This window comes from Streptomyces sp. NPDC051563, assembly GCF_044454225.1.
GTDB lineage: Bacteria > Actinomycetota > Actinomycetes > Streptomycetales > Streptomycetaceae > Streptomyces.
Genome location: NZ_JBITDL010000053.1, coordinates 17,752 through 35,448, shown reverse-complemented (window position 1 = coordinate 35,448; position 17,697 = coordinate 17,752). Strand labels below are relative to the sequence as shown.

Sequence of the window (17,697 nt, the reverse complement as noted above, 5' to 3'; positions counted from 1 at the left end):
TGAGGAGCGGGGGTCCGGGGGCTGGCCCCCGGGAACGGGTCCGGGCGGAGCCCGGGGAACGGTGGAAGGGCGGGTAGGGGACAGCCCCGCAGGGCCCACCCACCCGCACGCGGGACCACCACGCCCGCCCGGCCTTATATCGGGCATACACGGTTCTGTCGGGCTTCTCAGCGGGGACTCAGGAAGCTCTCATGATCGGCGGACAGAGTCGTAGTCATGACCGAGAACCTCCGCCGCGAAGGCGAGTACCCCCAGGAAAACCGCCCCCAGCAGCCCGCCCCCTGGGGCGAGGACTGGCAGCGCGGTCGTGACCGGCTCGCCCAGGACGCCGCGGCCGCGTACCCGCCGCCGCCGTCCTACCCCCCGGCCGCCCCGGCACCGGGCTGGCACGAGGCCCACACTCCCCCGGTCATCCAGGGCGAGACCGTCCCCCAGAGCACCGGCAGCGGCGGCGGCAACGGCGGCTGGGCCACCTGGGGCGAGGCCGCCCCCGCGGCACCCGCCCCGCAGGGACACGGCCGCGCCCGTGCCAAGCGCCCGGTCGCCCTCCTCGCCGCCGTGGCCCTCGCGGCCGCCGTCGTCGGCGGCGGAACGGCCGCCGCGGTCCAGCAGATGCTGAACAAGACCAACGGCACCGGCTCCGGCGTCAACGGCAGCACCATCTCCCAGTCGAGCAACGGCACCGTCTCCGGCGTCGCCGAGAACGTCAGCCCCTCCGTCGTCCGCATCGACACCCGCACGGGCTCCGGCCAGGGCACCGGCTCCGGCATCGTGATCACCGCCGACGGCGAGATCGTCACCAACAACCACGTGATCGACGGCGCGAGCCAGATCCAGGTGACGATGAGCGACGGCAAGAAGTACAGCGCGAAGATCGTCGGCACCGACCCGGACAAGGACCTCGCCCTCATCAAGCTGGAGGGCGCGAGCGGCCTCAAGCCCGCGAGCCTCGGCAACTCCGACAGCATCAAGGTCGGCGACGAGGTCGTCGCCATCGGCTCCCCCGACCGCCTCACCGGCACGGTCACCAGCGGCATCGTCTCCGCGCTCAACCGCGAGGTGAACGTCCCGAAGTCGGAGCAGAAGCAGCAGTCCCCCGAGGACGGCTTCCCGTTCTCCTACGGCGGTCAGCAGTTCAACGGGAACACCGGCACGGACACCACCTCGTACAAGGCCATCCAGACGGACGCCTCCCTCAACCCCGGCAACTCCGGCGGCGCCCTCGTCAACATGAACGGCGAGATCGTGGGCATGCCCTCCGCGATCTACTCCCCCTCCAGCGGCAGCGGCTCCGCGGGCAGCGTCGGCCTCGGCTTCGCCATCCCGGTCAACACCATCAAGTCCGACCTCCCCTCGCTCCGCAAGGGCGGCCCCGGCGGCACCGGGAACAGCGCCGACAACAACACCGGCAACACCGCGAACGGGTTCGGGACCTCCTTCTAGCCCGACTTCCAGCCGGCCCGTGCGAGCCTGGTAGGAGACCGACCACCACCTGGGGGGACCCCGTATGAGCGCCGAAGGCGACCAGCAGCGCATCCTCGTCGTCGACGACGAACCGGCCGTACGCGAGGCCCTGCGCCGCAGCCTGGCCTTCGAGGGGTACGGCACGCAGACCGCCGTCGACGGGCTCGACGCCCTCGACAAGGCGGACTCGTACGCCCCCGACCTGATCATCCTGGACATCCAGATGCCGCGGATGGACGGGCTGACCGCCGCCCGCCGGCTGCGCGCCGCCGGCAGCACCACGCCGGTCCTGATGCTGACCGCCCGCGACACGGTCGGCGACCGCGTCACCGGCCTCGACGCGGGCGCCGACGACTACCTGGTCAAGCCGTTCGAGCTGGACGAGCTCTTCGCCCGGGTCCGCGCCCTGCTGCGCCGCAGCTCCTACGCCGCCCCCGCCCCCGGGGACGGCGGCCCCGGGGACGCCGACGCGCTGACCTTCGGCGACCTGCGCATGGACCTCGCCACCCGCGAGGTCACCCGCGGCGGGCGCCCGGTGGAGCTGACCCGTACCGAGTTCACCCTGCTGGAGATGTTCCTCGCGCACCCGCGCCAGGTCCTGACCCGCGAGCAGATCCTCAAGACCGTATGGGGCTTCGACTTCGAGCCCAGTTCCAACTCCCTGGACGTGTACGTGATGTACCTGCGCCGCAAGACCGAGGCCGGGGGCGAGCCACGCCTGGTCCACACCGTACGAGGGGTGGGCTACGTGCTGCGCGCCGCCGGAGCCGGCGACCACCCCGGCGGTCCGGAGTGAGCCCCTCCGCCAGATTCCGCGGGCTGCCGCTGCGTTCGCGGCTGGCCCTGCTGGTCACCGTCGCCGTGGCGCTGGCCGTCGCGGCGGTCGCCTGCGTGAGCTGGTTCATGGTCCGCACCCAGCTCAACGACCAGCTGAACAGTTCCCTGCGCTCCACCAACGCCCGGGCCCAGGCGAGCCAGACGCTGAACCGGCTCGGCTGCCAGGACAAGGTGCCCGGCCCCTTCGAGAACAACCTGAGCGCGCAGGTCCAGATCGTGCTGCCCGCGGGCGGCCGCTGCTGGGTCGACGGGAAGAACACCCTTCCCGTCACCGACTACGACCTCGACGTGGCCAAGGGGCTCCGCGGCGCGACCCTGTACGACGGCAAGACCACGGACGGCACGCCCGTGCGCGTCTACACGCAGCCCGTGGAGCTGTCCGCCGGGCCGGCGGCACAGAACTCCATCGCCGCGATCTCGGTGGCCAAGCCCCTCTCCGACATCACCGAACCGCTGTCCACCCTGGCCTGGGTGCTCCTGTTCGTCTCCGCCGTCGGCATCCTCGGCGCAGGCGTCGCCGGCCTCTGGGTGGCCCGCACGGGCCTGCGCCCGGTCGACGAGCTGACCGGCGCCGTCGAGCACATCGCCCGCACCGAGGACCTCACCGTCCGGATCCCCGACGAGGGCGACGACGAGATCGCCCGCCTGTCGCGGTCCTTCAACTCCATGACGGCCGCGCTCGCCTCCTCCCAGGAACGCCAGGCCCAGCTGATCGCCGACGCCGGGCACGAGCTGCGCACCCCGCTCACCTCGCTGCGCACCAACATCGAACTGCTGGCGCGCAGCGAGGAGACCGGCCGGGCCATCCCGCCGGAGGACCGCAAGGAGCTGCTCGCCTCGGTGAAGGCGCAGATGACGGAACTGGCCTCGCTGATCGGCGACTTGCAGGAACTGTCCCGCCCGGACGCGGCCGCCCCCGGCCCGCTCGGCGTGGTGGCCCTGCACGAGATCGCGGGCACGGCCCTGTCCCGGGCCCGACTGCGCGGTCCGGAGCTGGAGTTCGACTCGGACCTGGCGCCCTGGTACGTACGCGGCGAGGCGGCGGCCCTGGAGCGCGCGGTGGTCAACGTCCTGGACAACGCGGTGAAGTTCAGCCCGCCGGGCGGTTCGGTCACGGTGTCGCTGCGCGCGGGCGCGCTGACCGTACGGGACCGCGGCCCGGGCATCCCGGCCGAGGACCTCCCGCACGTCTTCGAGCGCTTCTGGCGCTCCCCGTCGGCCCGGGCCCTGCCCGGCAGCGGCCTCGGCCTGTCCATCGTGGCCCGTACGGTGCAGCGCGCCGGCGGCACGGCCGCCCTGCGCGCCCCGGCGGACGGCGGCCCGGGCACCGAGGCGGTGCTCAGCATCCCGGGCGCGCCGACTCCGCCGCCGGGGCAGACACAGACGCAGGCGCAGACGTCAGTTGTGCCGGATCAGTGAGGCGACCAGGCCGGAGCGGGTGTTGGGGAAGTCCATCGGGACGATCCCGAGCCCGGTCCGGCCGGCCAGCTCCGAGCCGTCGACGAAGGCGTGCACCTGGGGGTTGAGGCGGTCGGAGTTCCAGCGGGGCGGCAGGGCCGCGGCCGTGCTGGTGTAGTTCATGAAGAACTTCCCGGGCTGCTGGACGGCCTTGCGGAACTGGTTCTCGATCTTGCCCCGTTTGGCGAAGGGCTCGGCCATGTAGTCGTCCTGAATGTCGAAGACGTTGCCGTCGCCGTACCGCAGGCCGCCGGGCAGACCGCCGTTGTCGGGGAGCAGCAGCACCTTCCCGCGGACCTGTCCGAGGGTGGGCAGCGAGTCGGCGACCTTGAACAGCGGGCTCCAGCCCCGGTTGTTCAGGTAGTCGTCGTAGACGGCGCGGAAGGTGGCGTCGCTCTCCTCGGAGTACTCCTGCTTGAGCCGCATCAGCACGGTCTCGGAGGGGTGCGCGGCGAGGAAGTTCCAGCAGGCCGCGAGCACGTCGCCGAACATCAGGTTCTGGTAGTACGCGCCGTGGTGGATCGCGAAGGATCCGCCGGTCACCCGGCAGCGGACGTCGAGGAAGCGGATCCCGGAGCCGAGCTGGTCGGCGATGGAGGTGTTCTGGCAGGCGACGTAGAGCCCGCCCCGGGTGGCGCCCGAGTCGTGGGTGCCAGGGATGGTCATCCGCTGGAGGGCGGTGGAGTCGCCGAGCCCGCTCATCCAGTCCTGGGTGGAGAGTCCCGCGGCGGCGGCCGGCGCCGCCCCGAGCCCGGCGACGGCGCCCGCGGCGCCCAGGACGGCCGCCCCGGCCCCCGCCAGGAATCTGCGCCGCCGCAGCCCCGCACCCGTGCCCGCGCTCGTACCGGCACCCGTACCCGCGCCCGTAACCGCGCCCGTATCCGTGCCTGCGCCCACGCCCGTGCCCACGCCCATGCCCGCCCCTTTGCCGACCCAGTGGTGGCCCGGATTATGGCGTGCGGAGCCACCCATTGCTACCCACGGGTAGGGATCAGTTTTCGAGCAACTCCGCCATCAGGCGCAGCCCTTGGGCGAGGGACCGGCCGTCCGGCGCGTGTTCCGGGTCGGTCAGGCACTGCACCATGACCCCGGTCAGCAGCGCGATGTGCACCGATCCGAGGCTCCGTACGTCCTCCTCCGCGACCTCCTCGACGGAGACTCCGCGCAACTGGGCGGCCACCATCCGCCGGGACCGGCGCTGCCCCTCGGCGAGGATCGCGAGCAGTTCGGGCGAGGACTGCGCGTGGACGAAGGCCTCGACGTTGGCGATCCAGAGCCAGCGCATGTCGCCGAAGTCGCGGATCTTGCGGTCCCAGGTGTCGGCGTAGCGCTCCTCGGAGGTGTCCCCCTGGCCGGTGAGGCGCCCGGACCCGGCGGCCCACTCGTCCATGGCGGCGAAGAGGGCGAGGTTCAGCAGGGCCTCGCGCGAGCCGAAGTGGTAGCCGATCGCGGCCATGCTCACCTTCGACGCCGAGGCGATGTCGCGCACGGTCGTGCGCAGGTAGCCCTTCTCCTCCAGGCAGCGGCGCGCTCCGGCCAGCAGGTCCTCGCGATTTCCCATGCCGGGATCGTAGCCGCGCAGCGTGTTGGGCAAGTGCCCAAGACATTCGTATTGCGCGCTTGCCCAAATCCTGGCAGGCTCGGAGCATGCACCGCGGGGACACCGTCACCGCGGGCCGCACGTCACCGCAGGACGAACAGGGGAGAGCGGAACCATGCGCCACACGCTGACCATCGAAGGCCGCACGCTGTCGTACCTGGACTTCGGCGGCCCCGGCCGCCCCCTGCTCGCGCTGCACGGGGGCATGTCGGAAGGCCTCGCCTTCGCCGGCCTCGCCGAGGCCCTGGGCGAGGACTGGCGGATCATCGCCCCCGACCAGCGCGGCCACGGGGACTCCGACCGGGCCGCCGACTACAGCCGCGCCGGCTACGTGTCCGACGCCGTCGCGCTCCTCGACCACCTCGGCCTGGACGCCCCCGTCGCCCTGCTCGGCTACTCCCTCGGCGGGCTCAACGCCGTCCACCTGGCCGCCGCCCACCCCGACCGGATCTCGGTGCTCATCGACGCGGAGTCCGCCCTGGAGATCCACCCCGCGGACGGCGCGTGGACGCAGTTCCTCCGGACGATGAGCTACACCGCGCCCACCCGCGAGGAACTCCTCGCCGCGGCCGGGCCGGTGGGCTCCCAGTTCGTCGCCCAGGCCCTGCGCCCGCTCCCCGACGGGGGCTGGCGGCTGCCGTTCCACCCGCAGGACATGCTCGACTCCGTCGAGGCCTGCCGCGGCGACCACTGGGCCGCCTGGCTCTCGAGCAGCTGCCCGGCGCTGCTGATCCACGGCACCCGCAGCGCCTCGCTCCCGCAGGCACAGGCCGACGCGATGGTCACCAAGCGGCCCGGGACCTCGTACGCACCGCTGGACGGCGACCACTTCCTGCCGTTCACCGACCCGGAGGGCTTCCACGGCACCGTCCGGACCTTCCTCGCCGGGCTCTAGCAGACGTACGGGCCCGAGAACGCCGAAGGGGCGGCAGGCCGATGGCCCACCGCCCCTCCCGGAGCAGGTGTTACTTGACGACCGTGATCCGGTCCGCCGCCGGCGGGGCCAGCGGTGCGGCCGCCGAGGAGTGCGCGGTCAGGTAGGCGTTGAAGACGTCCAGGTCGGACGCACCGACCAGCTTGTTCTTGTGCTCCTTCAGGACGGTGAAACCGTCACCGCCGCCCGCGAGGAACTCGTTCATCGCGACCCGGTAGGTCGCGGCGGGGTCGAGGGGCGCACCGTTCAGCTTCACCGAGGCCACGACGATGCGGTCGGCGCCCGCCTTCGTGGTGTCCAGGGTGTAGGAGAAGCCCTTGGAGATCTGCAGGACCTTCGGGTTCGGACCGTTGACCGGGCCGCTGACCTGCTGCTGGAGCATGGTGATCAGCTGGGCGCCGGTGAGGTCGACGACGTTCATCATGTTGGTGAACGGCTGAACCGTGTAGGACTCCCCGTACGTCACCACCCCGTCGCCCTCGGCGCCGGCGGCCTTGTAGGCCAGGTCCGCGCGGATGCCGCCCGGGTTCATGACGGCGAGCTGGGCGCCGCCCTTGGCCGCCGGGGCCAGGGCCTCCAGCTGCGCGTCGGCGATCACGTCACCGAGCGGCTTCTCGAACTCCGCCGAGCCGCGGCCGGCGATGTCGGCCGAGATGTAGCCCATGGGACGGTTCGCGACCGGCGCGGCCAGCGCGTTCCAGCGCTGGATGAGCGCGGTCAGGTCCGGGGCCTTGGGCTGGTCCCGGTTGACGGGCTTCTGGACCACCAGCGGGGAGGAGACCGGCGTACGCACGATGTCCTTGGTCTTGCGGTCGTACCGCAGGGTGGTGTCCGTGAACAGCCGGCCGTAGGAGGCGGCCGAGGTGACCGTGCGCGGGTTGCCCGCCGGGTCGGGGATGTTGCAGGCGTACGCCTGGTGCGTGTGACCGGTGACCAGGGCGTCGACCTTCGGCGAGACGTTCTTCGCGATGTCGACGATGGCCCCGGAGATGCCGGCGCCCGCGCCCGGGACGTTGCAGTCGTAGTTGTACGCGCCGCTCGCGGGCAGGCCGCCCTCGTGGATCAGCGCCACGATCGACTTCACGCCCTGCTTGTTCAGCTCGTTGGCGTACTTGTTGATCGTCTCGACCTCGTCGCCGAACTTGAGGCCCTTGACCCCGTCGGCCGTCACGACGTCCGGCGTGCCCTCCAGGGTGACGCCGATGAAGCCGATCTTCACGTCCCCCTTCTTCCAGATGAAGGTGGGGTTCATCATCGGACGCTTGGTCTTCTCGTCCACCACGTTCGCGGCGAGGTACTTGAAGTCGGCGCCGCCGAACTCCTTGCCGTACTCGAAGCAGCCCTCGACCGGGTGGCAGCCGCCGTACTGCATGCGGCGCAGCTCGGTCTTGCCCTCGTCGAACTCGTGGTTCCCGACGCTGGTCACGTCCAGGTCGAGGTCGTTGAGCGCCTCGATGGTCGGCTCGTCGTGGAAGAGGCCGGACACCATCGGGCTGGCGCCGATCATGTCGCCGGCCGCGGCGGTGACGGAGTACTTGTGGCCCTTGCGGGCCTCGCGCAGACCGGTGGCGAGGTACTCGACACCGCCCGCGGGTATGGCCTTGGTGGTGCCGTCGGCCTGCAGCTCGGACACCGTGCCCGAGGAGCCCTGCGGGGGCTCCAGGGTGCCGTGGAGGTCGTTGAACGACAGCATCTGGACGTCTACGGTGCGGCCGTGGTCGTGGCCTCCACCGTTACCACTCGCGGCTCCGGCCGGAAGGGCGGCGGCGATCATCGCACCGCCGGCCGTGGCCACGGCGAGGGCGGTGAGGGCCAACCGGCGGGTTCGGCGGTGCCGTTGTGGCGTCGCTGACATTTGGTCCCCTTTGTGGACAGCGATACACGTACGAAGTCTGCCGAAGCCTAGGGTCAACGCGCGTAGCGCGACAGGGGGTACCGGGTATCGAGCTGGTTACACGCAGGAGAAGAAGGCCCGTCGGCGGGGCCCCCGGGGCCGCCCGCACGGCTGTCCCCCGCAGGGGTCGTAGGCTCGGTTCCATGACTGACGACGCAGCAGTGGTCCTGGAGCCGGGACGGCAGATCCAGACCCTCGACGAACTGACGGACGAACAGGCCGACGCCGTTCTCACCCTGATCGAGGACGCGGCCCGCACCGACGGCACCACCGCCGTGTCCGAGCAGGGCCGGCTCCAGCTGCGCGGCGGAGCGCGCGAGGGGATCCGCCACTTCCTCCTCACCGCCGACGGACGGCTCACCGCGTACGGGCAACTGGAGGACACCGACCCGGTGGAGGCCCCCGCCGCCGAGCTCGTCGTCCACCCCGCGCTGCGCGGCCGCGGACACGGCCGGGCCCTGGGCACCGCCCTGCTGGCCGCCTCCGGCAAGCGGATCCGGGTCTGGGCGCACGGCGGCAAGTCAGCGGCCCGCCACCTCGCGCAGGTGCTCGGCCTGACCCTGTTCCGCGAACTGCGCCAGCTCCGCCGCCCGCTCGGCCCGGACGCCGCTCCCCTCCCCGAGGCGGTCCTGCCCCCCGGCGTGACCGTACGCACCTTCGTGCCCGGCTCCGACGACGCCGCCTGGCTGGCCCTCAACGCGGCGGCCTTCGCCCACCACCCCGAGCAGGGCTCGCTCACCCAGCGGGACCTCAACGACCGTATCGCGCAGCCCTGGTTCGACGCCAAGGGCTTCTTCCTCGCCGAGCGCGACGGCGAACTGATCGGCTTCCACTGGACGAAGGTGCACGCCGAGCAGCAGCTGGGCGAGGTCTACGTGCTCGGGGTGCGCCCCGGCGCACAGGGCGGCGGCCTCGGCAAGGCCCTCACCGCGGTCGGCCTGCGCCACCTGGCCGCGGCCGGCCTGCCCACGGCGATGCTCTACGTGGACGCCGACAACCCGGCGGCCCTGGCCGTGTACGAGGGCCTCGGCTTCTCCACCCACGAGGTGGACCTGATGTACCGCACGGAGAGCTGACCGGCGGAGCGGCCCCGACACCCGGGGCCGCCCGCGCCACTCCTCGGCCCTCGTCAGGCCCTACTCGGCGCCGGCCTTGCAGGCGGTCACCGCGGTCGCCTTGGTGACGGCGCTGCCCTGCGTCAGTCCGCTCACGCATTCGTCCTGGGCCCCGGTCACCGCGATGCAGCACGCCGCACGGACGGCCGCCGGAACCGCGCCGCCCTTCGGCTCCTTTACCGAACCGGCTCGGCAGGACATCCGTCTCTCCTCCCGACGCTAGAACACCCCCCGCCCCCACGCACCCGCAGGCACTGCGCCGCCGCAGGCCGCAGGCCCCGGTTCCCGGGCCACGGGCCGGCGCCCCCACGCACCCGCAGGCACGACGCCGCCGCAGGCCGCAGGCCGCAGGCCCCGGGCCACGGGCCGCAGGCCGCAGGCCGCAGGCCCCGGGGCCACGCGCGCGCCCCCCGGCCCGGCCGCACCCCCCGGCCCTGGCCCCAGCCCCGGCACGGACGGCAGCTGCCCGGCCCCGCAGGCGCAGCCACGCTCCCCCGTTCCCGGTCGTCACCAGACGACCCCCGCCCGGACCCTGGAAGCCATACGCCATTCACCGGGCATTAATGCGCGGTCGCGAAGCTGATCGCATGCAGCCCCGACTCCGACTGACGGCAGACCCGTCCGACGCGCCTGTCCTCCCGCGTGCGCGGAAGAATGGAGTCATGAGCCACAAGCCCAGCGCAGCCCCCACCGAGGTTCCCACCCAGCAGCCGCCGAACAAGTTCGCGTCCCCGTCCGCGCCCTCGGCCGCCGACGTCTCCGCCGCCGCGGCCGCCCGCGCCGCCACGCCCGAGGCGGTCGCCGCACGCGCGGCCACCGGTGCGCACGCCCGCCTGGGGTCCATAGCCGCCCACCGCCCGCACGTCGACCTGGAACCGGATCTCGACGCGGATCTGGACGCCTACGACGAGAAGGACAACGGCGAGCTGCCCCCGGGCCGCTTCCTCGACCGGGAGCGCAGCTGGCTCGCCTTCAACGAGCGCGTCCTGGAGCTCGCCGAGGACCCCGCCACGCCCCTCCTGGAGCGCGCGAACTTCCTGGCGATCTTCGCCAGCAACCTCGACGAGTTCTTCATGGTCCGCGTGGCCGGCCTCAAGCGCCGCATCGCGACCGGCGTCGCCACCCGTTCGGCCTCAGGCCTGCAGCCCCGTGAGGTCCTCGACCTCATCTGGACCCGCTCGCGCGAGCTCATGGCCCGCCACGCCGCCTGCTTCCAGCAGGACATCTCCCCGCAGCTCGCCGAGGAAGGCGTCCACCTCATCCGGTGGCCCGACCTCACCGAGAAGGAGCAGGCGCGCCTCTTCACCCTGTTCCGCAACCAGATCTTCCCGGTGCTCACCCCGCTGGCCGTGGACCCCGCGCACCCGTTCCCGTACATCTCCGGCCTGTCCCTGAACCTGGCCGTGGTCGTACGCAATCCCGTCAGCGGCCACCGCCACTTCGCCCGGGTCAAGGTCCCCCCGCTCCTCTCCCGCTTCCTGGAGGCCTCCCCGCAGCGCTACGTCCCGCTGGAGGACGTCATCGCCGCGCACCTGGAGGAGCTGTTCCCCGGCATGGAGGTGCTCGCGCACCACATGTTCCGCGTGACCCGCAACGAGGACCTCGAAGTCGAGGAGGACGACGCCGAGAACCTCCTCCAGGCCCTGGAGAAGGAGCTCATGCGGCGCCGCTTCGGCCCGCCGGTGCGCCTGGAGGTCGAGGAGTCCATCGACCCCGGGGTCCTGGACCTGCTCGTGCAGGAGCTGAAGGTCAACCCGTCCGAGGTGTACCCGCTCCCCGGCCCCCTGGACCTCACCGCCCTCTTCGGGATCGCCTCCCTGGACCGCCCGGAGCTGAAGTACAAGAAGTTCGTCGCCGGCACGCACCGCGACCTCGCCGAGGTGGAGTCCGCCTCCGCCCCCGACATCTTCGCGGCGCTGCGCGAACGCGACGTCCTCCTGCACCACCCGTACGACTCCTTCTCCACCTCGGTGCAGGCCTTCCTGGAGCAGGCCGCCGCCGACCCGGACGTCCTCGCGATCAAGCAGACGCTGTACCGGACCTCAGGCGACTCCCCGATCGTGGATGCCCTGATCGACGCCGCCGAATCCGGCAAGCAGGTCCTCGTACTCGTCGAGATCAAGGCCCGCTTCGACGAGCAGGCCAACATCAAGTGGGCCCGCAAGCTCGAAGAGTCCGGCTGCCACGTCGTCTACGGCCTCGTCGGCCTCAAGACCCACTGCAAGCTGTCGCTCGTCGTCCGCCAGGAGGGCGACACGCTGCGCCGCTACTCCCACGTCGGCACCGGCAACTACCACCCCAAGACGGCACGGCTCTACGAGGACCTCGGCCTGCTCACCGCCGACCCGCAGGTCGGCGCGGACCTCTCCGACCTCTTCAACCGGCTGTCCGGCTACTCGCGCCGCGAGACCTACCGCCGCCTGCTGGTGGCCCCGCGCTCGCTGCGCGACGGCCTGATCTCCCGGATCGACAAGGAGGCCGCCCACCACAAGGCGGGCCGCCCCGCGTACGTCCGCCTCAAGATGAACTCCATCGTCGACGAGGCACTGATCGACTCCCTCTACCGGGCCTCGCAGGCGGGCGTGCCCATCGACATCTGGGTCCGCGGCATCTGCGCGATCCGCCCCGGTGTCCCCGGGCTCTCGGACAACATCCGGGTCCGCTCGATCCTCGGCCGCTTCCTGGAGCACTCCCGGGTCTTCGCCTTCGGCAACGGCGGCGAACCCGAGGTGTACATAGGCAGCGCCGACATGATGCACCGCAACCTCGACCGCCGCATCGAGGCACTGGTCAGGGTCGCCGACCCGGCCCACCGCGCGGCACTGGACCGGCTGCTGGCCACCGGGATGTCCGACGAAACCAGCTCCTGGCACCTGGGCCCGGACGGCGAGTGGACCCGGCACAGCACGGACGGCGAGGGCCAGCCGCTGCGGCACGTTCAGGAGATGCTCATTGACGCCCGGAGGCGCCGGCGTGGCTCAGCCAAACCATGACCTGACCGCGACGACGGCAGGCACCGTGCTCGGTACGTACCTGCGTGCGCAGGCCACCGCATTCCTGCGGGGCCTGCGCCTGCACGAGGAGGGCGCAGCGGGCGGCACCGCCGAGGGCAGCGAGGCGGCGCGCAGCCTGCGGGGGGCTGCGCGCCGGATCTCCTGCTCCCTGTCCACGTTCAGGGCGGTGGCCGATTCCTCCTGGGCGGACTCGCTGCGCACCGAGCTGGTGTGGCTCTCGGGGACCCTGGCCGACGAGCACGCGTACGCGGCCCGGCTGCTGCGGCTGATGGACGCCCTGCAGCGGCTGTCGGGGAGCCCCGAGGTGCCGGCGCCCCGGGGTACGGCGGGCTCGCTGACCGTGGGCTCCGCCCGCGCGGGCGCCCTCCTTGAGCGCCAGCTCACCCTGGCCCGCACCCGCGCCCACTCCGCGACCCTGCAGGCGCTCGGCTCCTCCCGCTTCCACGCGGTCGCGGACGCCGTGGCGGTCCTGGCCTCGGAGGTCCCGCTGGACCCGGTGGCGGCCCGCGGCCCGGTCGGCGAGGTCCTGGTCCCCCTGGCCGAAGTGGCTCATTCCCGCCTGTCCACGGCGGTGCACTCCCTCCCGGCCCCCTCGCCCTCGCACCCGTACGACGCGGACCACGACAGCTCCTGGAACGAGGTGCGCCGCCTGCTGCGCGTCCACCGCTACGCCCAGGAGGCCCTGGGCGGCGACGTGGCCCGCCTGACGGTCGCGGGCGAGGCCCTGACCCGCCACCGGGACGCCGCGGAGGCCGCCGCCGCCTCGGCCACGGCGGCCCGCACCCCCCGCATCGCCCCGGCGACGGCGTACGCCCTGGGCGTCCTGCACGCCGACCAGCGCCACGAGGTGGAAGCCTCCCGCGCCACGTTCCAGCACCTGTGGCAACCAGCGGATTCCAGCCACGCCGGGGTCTGAGTCCGGCGGCCCCGGCAGGGGCGCCGGACTCCCCCAGGACGGTCACGCATCGGTAACGGCGGGATAACAGGAGATGACGCCGGGGGCCAGAGCCGCCCGGACACACCACCCCGTCCGCCACGGTTCACCGTCCGTTCACTTACCCCGGTCGGCCGCTTCACCTGATCTGCCTAACTTCGTAGACGCAAGGGCGAGTCGCCGCGAACGCGGACGATTCCTCCGGGCAACCGACGTAGTCCTCTTCGCACGCCGCCCCGATACAGAAAGCGGCCGGCGGCTTCTGGAAGGAAACACCCGAAAGTGAAGCTTCAGCGCAAGAACATGCTTCGTGCCTCCGCCCTCGGGGCGCTCGTCGTGTCCGGCGCCCTGGTCCTCACGGCGTGCGGCTCGGACGACAACACCAAGACCGACGCCGGCGCCTCGGGCAAGCCCACCGTCGCAGCGGGTGACATCAAGTGTGACGACGCCAAGGGCAAGCTCCTCGCCTCGGGCTCCTCCGCGCAGAAGAACGCCGTCGACCTGTGGGTCAAGGCGTACATGGCCGCCTGCCCCGGCATCGAGGTCAACTACAAGTCCTCCTCCTCCGGTGAGGGCATCGTCGCCTTCAACCAGGGCACCGTCGGCTTCGCCGGCTCGGACTCCGCGCTGAAGCCCGAGGCCGTCGAGGAGTCGAAGAAGATCTGCACCGGCGGTCAGGGCATCGACCTGCCGATGGTCGGCGGCCCCATCGCCATCGGCTTCAACGTCGCCGGCGTGGACAAGCTGACGCTGGACGCCCCCACCCTCGCCGCGATCTTCAACGACAAGATCAAGAAGTGGGACGACGAGGCGATCAAGAAGCTGAACCCGGGCGTCACCCTTCCCGCCACCGCGATCCAGGCGTTCCACCGCTCCGAGGACTCGGGCACCACCGAGAACCTCGGCAAGTACTTCAAGGCCGCCGCTCCCGAGGCCTGGACGTACGAGGCCGCGAAGAAGTGGCCGGCCCCGGGTGGCCAGGCCGCCTCCGGCTCCGCCGGTGTCGCCTCGCAGGTCAAGGCCGTCGACGGTGCGATCGGCTACTTCGAGCTCTCCTACGCCTCCTCGCAGAGCATCAAGACCGTGGACGTCGCCACCGGCGCCTCCACCCCGGTCAAGGCCACCGGCGAGAACGCCTCCAAGGCCATCGCCGCCGCCAAGATCTCCGGCACCGGCGACGACCTGGCGCTGAAGCTCGACTACGCCACCAAGGCCGAGGGCGCCTACCCGATCGTCCTGGTGACCTACGAGGTCGTCTGCGACAAGGGCAACAAGGCCGAGACCCTCCCGGCCGTGAAGTCCTTCCTGAACTACACCGCTTCCGACGCGGGCCAGAAGATCCTGCTCGACAACGGCTACGCGCCGATCCCGGCCGAGATCAACGCCAAGGTCCGCGAAGTCATCGCGAAGCTGAAGTAACACAGACCCCCGGGACCTCCGGTCCGCTCCCCCCGTCCGGGGAGCGGACCGGCCCCGGGGACCCTCCCCTCCACCCAGGGGATCCGGTGCACCGCCGCCAGGGGGCCTGCCCCCCATCCAGACCGGAAAGATCATGGCTTCCACCACACCCACCCAGATAGACACGGCTCCGCCTGTCTCCAAGAGCGGAAGGTCCACCGGCCGCGCCGGTGACAAGATCTTCGCGGGCCTCTCCAAGGGCTCCGGCATCCTGCTCCTGGTGATCATGGCGTCGATCGCCGTCTTCCTCACCTACCGCGCTTCGATCGCCCTGGCCGACAACGAGGGCAACTTCCTCACCACGTTCGACTGGAACGCGTCGGCCAACCCGCCCGTCTTCGGCATCGCCGTCCTGCTCTTCGGCACCGTCGTCAGCTCGATCATCGCGATGCTCATCGCGGTTCCGATCGCCGTCGGCATCGCCCTGTTCATCTCGCACTACGCGCCGCGCAAGCTGGCCGCGCCCCTCGCCTACGTGGTCGACCTGCTGGCCGCCGTGCCGTCGATCATCTACGGCATCTGGGGCGCCCTCTTCCTCGTCCCGTACCTCGGCGGCCTGAACATGTGGCTCGACGAGTACATGGGCTGGACCTACGTCTTCGACAAGACCCAGGTCGGCGTCGCCCGCTCCCTCTTCACCGTCGGCATCCTGCTCGCGATCATGATCCTGCCGATCGTGACCAGCGTCAGCCGCGAGGTCTTCCTCCAGGTCCCGCGCATGAACGAGGAGGCCGCACTGGCCCTCGGCGCGACCCGCTGGGAAGTCATCCGCATGTCGGTCCTGCCCTTCGGCCGCTCCGGAGTCATCTCCGCCTCGATGCTCGGCCTCGGCCGCGCGCTCGGCGAGACCATGGCCGTCGCGACCGTCCTCTCCCCGAGCTTCCTGATCTCCGGCCACATCCTGGACCCGGGCGGCGGCACGTTCGCGCAGAACATCGCCGCGAAGTTCGACGAGGCCAACGAGTTCGGCCGCGACGCCCTGATCGCCTCCGGTCTCGTGCTCTTCCTGCTCACCCTGCTGGTCAACGGCGCCGCCCGGCTGATCATCGCCCGTCGCAAGGACTTCTCGGGGGCGAACGCCTGATGAGCCACGCACTCCAGGACCCGCGCCCCACGCGGTCCGTCGCTCCCCGCAGCCTGACGCAGGGCCACCTGCCCCGCTGGGCCCCGGCCGGCATCGCCGTCCTCTCGGTCGCCCTCGGCTGCGCCCTCGGCGCCCTCTTCGACCTGCACAGCAAGATCCAGTGGGGTCTGCTCGCGGCCGTCCTCTTCGTGGTCATCACGTACACGGCCAGCTCGATCGTCGAGAACCGCCGCCAGGCCAAGGACCGGGTCGCGACCTCCGTCGTCTGGGTCTGCTTCGTCCTCGCCCTCGTCCCGCTGCTCTCGCTGCTGTGGACGACGATCAGCCGCGGCATGAAGGTCCTCGACGGGGACTTCCTCGGCCACTCGATGAACGGCGTGACCTCCTTCGAGGCCGGCGGCGGCGTCTACCACGCCCTCCTCGGCACCATCGAGCAGGTCGCCCTCGCCACCGCGATCTCGGCCCCCATCGGCCTGCTGACCGCCGTCTACCTGGTCGAGTACGGCAAGGGCTCGCTCGCCAAGGCCGTCACCTTCTTCGTCGACGTCATGACCGGCATCCCCTCCATCGTCGCGGGTCTGTTCATCCTGACGACCTGGAACCTGATGCTCGGCTTCGGCCCCTCCGGCTTCGCCGGCTCCATGGCCCTGTCGATCCTGATGATGCCCGTCGTGGTCCGCTCCACCGAGGAGATGCTCAAGCTCGTCCCGAACGAGCTGCGCGAGGCCGCGCTCGCCCTCGGCGTGCCGAAGTGGCGCGTGATCCTCAAGGTCGTCCTCCCCACGGCCATCGGCGGCATCGCCACCGGCGTGATGCTGGCCGTGGCCCGCATCGCGGGTGAGACCGCCCCGATCATGCTGCTGGTCTTCGGCACCCAGCTGATCAACAACAACCCCTTCGAAGGCGCCCAGTCCTCGCTCCCCCTCTACATCTGGGAGCAGTACAAGGTCGGCAGTGAAGCCTCCTACGACCGGGCCTGGGCCGCAGCCCTCGTCCTGATCGCCTTCGTCATGATCCTCAATCTGGTGGCTCGCGGCATAGCCCGCTGGAAGGCCCCCAAGACCGGTCGCTGACGCGACCACTGAAAGCGAAGTGACCACCATGGCGAAGCGAATCGACGTCAGCGGACTGTCCGCCTTCTACGGCACCCACAAGGCCATCGACGACATCTCGATGACCGTGGAGCCCCGCTCCGTGACCGCCTTCATCGGCCCGTCCGGCTGCGGCAAGTCCACCTTCCTGCGCACCCTGAACCGCATGCACGAGGTCACCCCCGGGGGCCGCGTCGAGGGCAAGGTGCTGCTGGACGACGAGAACCTGTACGGCCCCGGCGTGGACCCGGTCGCGGTCCGCCGCACGGTCGGCATGGTCTTCCAGCGCCCGAACCCCTTCCCCACCATGTCGATCTTCGACAACGTGGCGGCGGGCCTGCGCCTCAACGGCTCCTTCAAGAAGTCCGAGCTCACGGACATCGTGGAGAAGTCCCTCCAGGGCGCCAACCTCTGGAACGAGGTCAAGGACCGCCTGAACAAGCCCGGCTCCGGCCTCTCCGGCGGCCAGCAGCAGCGCCTGTGCATCGCCCGCGCCATCGCGGTCGAGCCCCAGGTCCTCCTGATGGACGAGCCCTGCTCGGCCCTCGACCCGATCTCCACCCTCGCCATCGAGGACCTGATCGGCGAGCTCAAGGAGCGCTTCACGATCGTCATCGTGACGCACAACATGCAGCAGGCGGCGCGCGTCTCCGACCGCACGGCCTTCTTCAACCTGTCCGCGGTCGGCCAGCCCGGCAAGCTGATCGAGATCGACGACACGGACCGGATCTTCTCGAACCCGTCCGTGCAGGCGACCGAGGACTACATCTCGGGCCGCTTCGGCTAAACCGGGATGTCAAGGCGTCCTGCGGTG

General features: G+C 71.4%; 15 protein-coding genes. 11 read left to right on the top strand and 4 right to left on the bottom strand.

Translation table 11 applies throughout. The features are described from left to right. Positions 1-216: 216 nt before the first annotated feature. The 3 genes from ACIA8F_RS37735 to ACIA8F_RS37725 all read left to right on the top strand — a co-directional run bounded on the left by ACIA8F_RS37735 (position 217) and on the right by ACIA8F_RS37725 (position 3,720). Positions 217-1,443 (top strand): S1C family serine protease, encoded by a 1,227-nt coding sequence (locus ACIA8F_RS37735; protein WP_399385561.1) that lies wholly within the window; start codon positions 217-219, stop codon positions 1,441-1,443. A gap of 64 nt (positions 1,444-1,507) precedes the next feature. After that, positions 1,508-2,260, top strand: a complete 753-nt coding sequence (locus ACIA8F_RS37730) for a response regulator transcription factor (protein ID WP_399385560.1) — start codon at positions 1,508-1,510, stop codon at positions 2,258-2,260. Next, complete coding sequence (locus ACIA8F_RS37725; protein ID WP_399385559.1) at positions 2,257-3,720, top strand: sensor histidine kinase; 1,464 nt, start codon at positions 2,257-2,259, stop codon at positions 3,718-3,720. The genes ACIA8F_RS37730 and ACIA8F_RS37725 overlap by 4 nt, the downstream gene beginning before the upstream one ends. Here the strand turns inward: ACIA8F_RS37725 and ACIA8F_RS37720 are convergent. Both ACIA8F_RS37720 and ACIA8F_RS37715 read right to left on the bottom strand, forming a co-directional pair. Further along, entirely contained in the window at positions 3,700-4,674 is a 975-nt protein-coding gene (locus ACIA8F_RS37720; RefSeq protein WP_399385558.1) for a phosphatidylinositol-specific phospholipase C, read from the bottom strand. The genes ACIA8F_RS37725 and ACIA8F_RS37720 overlap by 21 nt on opposite strands. A gap of 76 nt (positions 4,675-4,750) precedes the next feature. Then, positions 4,751-5,320 carry a TetR/AcrR family transcriptional regulator gene (locus ACIA8F_RS37715; protein WP_399385557.1) on the bottom strand — a complete coding sequence of 190 codons (570 nt, stop codon included), beginning with the start codon at positions 5,318-5,320 and terminating at the stop codon, positions 4,751-4,753. 154 nt (positions 5,321-5,474) lie between these two features. Between ACIA8F_RS37715 and ACIA8F_RS37710 the strand changes: the two genes are divergently transcribed. After that, entirely contained in the window at positions 5,475-6,254 is a 780-nt protein-coding gene (locus tag ACIA8F_RS37710) for an alpha/beta fold hydrolase (protein WP_399385555.1), read from the top strand. Between the two features lie 70 nt (positions 6,255-6,324). On the opposite strand, the gene ACIA8F_RS37705 is transcribed toward ACIA8F_RS37710, so the two are convergent. Further along, on the bottom strand, positions 6,325-8,148 hold the full coding sequence (locus ACIA8F_RS37705; protein ID WP_399385553.1) for a bifunctional metallophosphatase/5'-nucleotidase: 1,824 nt from the start codon (positions 8,146-8,148) through the stop codon (positions 6,325-6,327). A 182-nt stretch (positions 8,149-8,330) separates the two neighbouring features. On the opposite strand from ACIA8F_RS37705, the gene mshD reads away from it, so the two are divergent. Continuing rightward, positions 8,331-9,263: a mycothiol synthase gene (mshD, locus tag ACIA8F_RS37700; protein ID WP_399385552.1), complete on the top strand. Its 933-nt coding sequence runs from the start codon at positions 8,331-8,333 to the stop codon at positions 9,261-9,263. 60 nt (positions 9,264-9,323) lie between these two features. Here the strand turns inward: mshD and ACIA8F_RS37695 are convergent, their stop codons facing one another. Next, positions 9,324-9,503, bottom strand: a complete 180-nt coding sequence (locus ACIA8F_RS37695; RefSeq protein WP_399385551.1) for a hypothetical protein — start codon at positions 9,501-9,503, stop codon at positions 9,324-9,326. Positions 9,504-9,964: 461 nt separating this feature from the next. On the opposite strand from ACIA8F_RS37695, the gene ACIA8F_RS37690 reads away from it, so the two are divergent. From ACIA8F_RS37690 to pstB, 6 genes are all read left to right on the top strand, one after another. Next, positions 9,965-12,295 (top strand): RNA degradosome polyphosphate kinase, encoded by a 2,331-nt coding sequence (locus ACIA8F_RS37690; protein WP_399385550.1) that lies wholly within the window; start codon positions 9,965-9,967, stop codon positions 12,293-12,295. Continuing rightward, a complete protein-coding gene (locus ACIA8F_RS37685) occupies positions 12,276-13,232 on the top strand; it encodes a CHAD domain-containing protein (RefSeq protein ID WP_399385549.1) in 957 nt (318 codons plus the stop codon). The genes ACIA8F_RS37690 and ACIA8F_RS37685 overlap by 20 nt, the downstream gene beginning before the upstream one ends. 300 nt (positions 13,233-13,532) lie before the next feature. Continuing rightward, positions 13,533-14,669 (top strand): phosphate ABC transporter substrate-binding protein PstS, encoded by a 1,137-nt coding sequence (gene pstS, locus ACIA8F_RS37680; protein ID WP_399385548.1) that lies wholly within the window; start codon positions 13,533-13,535, stop codon positions 14,667-14,669. A gap of 133 nt (positions 14,670-14,802) precedes the next feature. Then, positions 14,803-15,792, top strand: a complete 990-nt coding sequence (gene pstC, locus ACIA8F_RS37675) for a phosphate ABC transporter permease subunit PstC (protein WP_383953280.1) — start codon at positions 14,803-14,805, stop codon at positions 15,790-15,792. Beyond that, positions 15,792-16,865 carry a phosphate ABC transporter permease PstA gene (gene pstA, locus ACIA8F_RS37670; protein ID WP_399385547.1) on the top strand — a complete coding sequence of 358 codons (1,074 nt, stop codon included), beginning with the start codon at positions 15,792-15,794 and terminating at the stop codon, positions 16,863-16,865. Before pstC ends, pstA begins: the two co-directional genes overlap by 1 nt. Positions 16,866-16,893: 28 nt before the next feature. Further along, positions 16,894-17,670 (top strand): phosphate ABC transporter ATP-binding protein PstB, encoded by a 777-nt coding sequence (gene pstB / locus ACIA8F_RS37665; RefSeq protein ID WP_385181894.1) that lies wholly within the window; start codon positions 16,894-16,896, stop codon positions 17,668-17,670. Positions 17,671-17,697 lie beyond the last annotated feature (27 nt).

Bases quoted from the DNA above. Each gene is read 5' to 3' on its own strand.
- ACIA8F_RS37705 (WP_399385553.1), bottom strand. From the start codon at position 8,148: ATGTCAGCGACGCCACAACGGCACCGCCGAACCCGCCGGTTGGCCCTC.
- ACIA8F_RS37690 (WP_399385550.1), top strand. From the start codon at position 9,965: ATGAGCCACAAGCCCAGCGCAGCCCCCACCGAGGTTCCCACCCAGCAG.
- pstB (WP_385181894.1), top strand. From the start codon at position 16,894: ATGGCGAAGCGAATCGACGTCAGCGGACTGTCCGCCTTCTACGGCACC.
- ACIA8F_RS37730 (WP_399385560.1), top strand. From the start codon at position 1,508: ATGAGCGCCGAAGGCGACCAGCAGCGCATCCTCGTCGTCGACGACGAA.
- pstC (WP_383953280.1), top strand. From the start codon at position 14,803: ATGGCTTCCACCACACCCACCCAGATAGACACGGCTCCGCCTGTCTCC.
- ACIA8F_RS37735 (WP_399385561.1), top strand. From the start codon at position 217: ATGACCGAGAACCTCCGCCGCGAAGGCGAGTACCCCCAGGAAAACCGC.
- ACIA8F_RS37710 (WP_399385555.1), top strand. From the start codon at position 5,475: ATGCGCCACACGCTGACCATCGAAGGCCGCACGCTGTCGTACCTGGAC.
- mshD (WP_399385552.1), top strand. From the start codon at position 8,331: ATGACTGACGACGCAGCAGTGGTCCTGGAGCCGGGACGGCAGATCCAG.
- ACIA8F_RS37720 (WP_399385558.1), bottom strand. From the start codon at position 4,674: ATGGGCGTGGGCACGGGCGTGGGCGCAGGCACGGATACGGGCGCGGTT.
- ACIA8F_RS37715 (WP_399385557.1), bottom strand. From the start codon at position 5,320: ATGGGAAATCGCGAGGACCTGCTGGCCGGAGCGCGCCGCTGCCTGGAG.
- pstA (WP_399385547.1), top strand. From the start codon at position 15,792: ATGAGCCACGCACTCCAGGACCCGCGCCCCACGCGGTCCGTCGCTCCC.
- ACIA8F_RS37695 (WP_399385551.1), bottom strand. From the start codon at position 9,503: ATGTCCTGCCGAGCCGGTTCGGTAAAGGAGCCGAAGGGCGGCGCGGTT.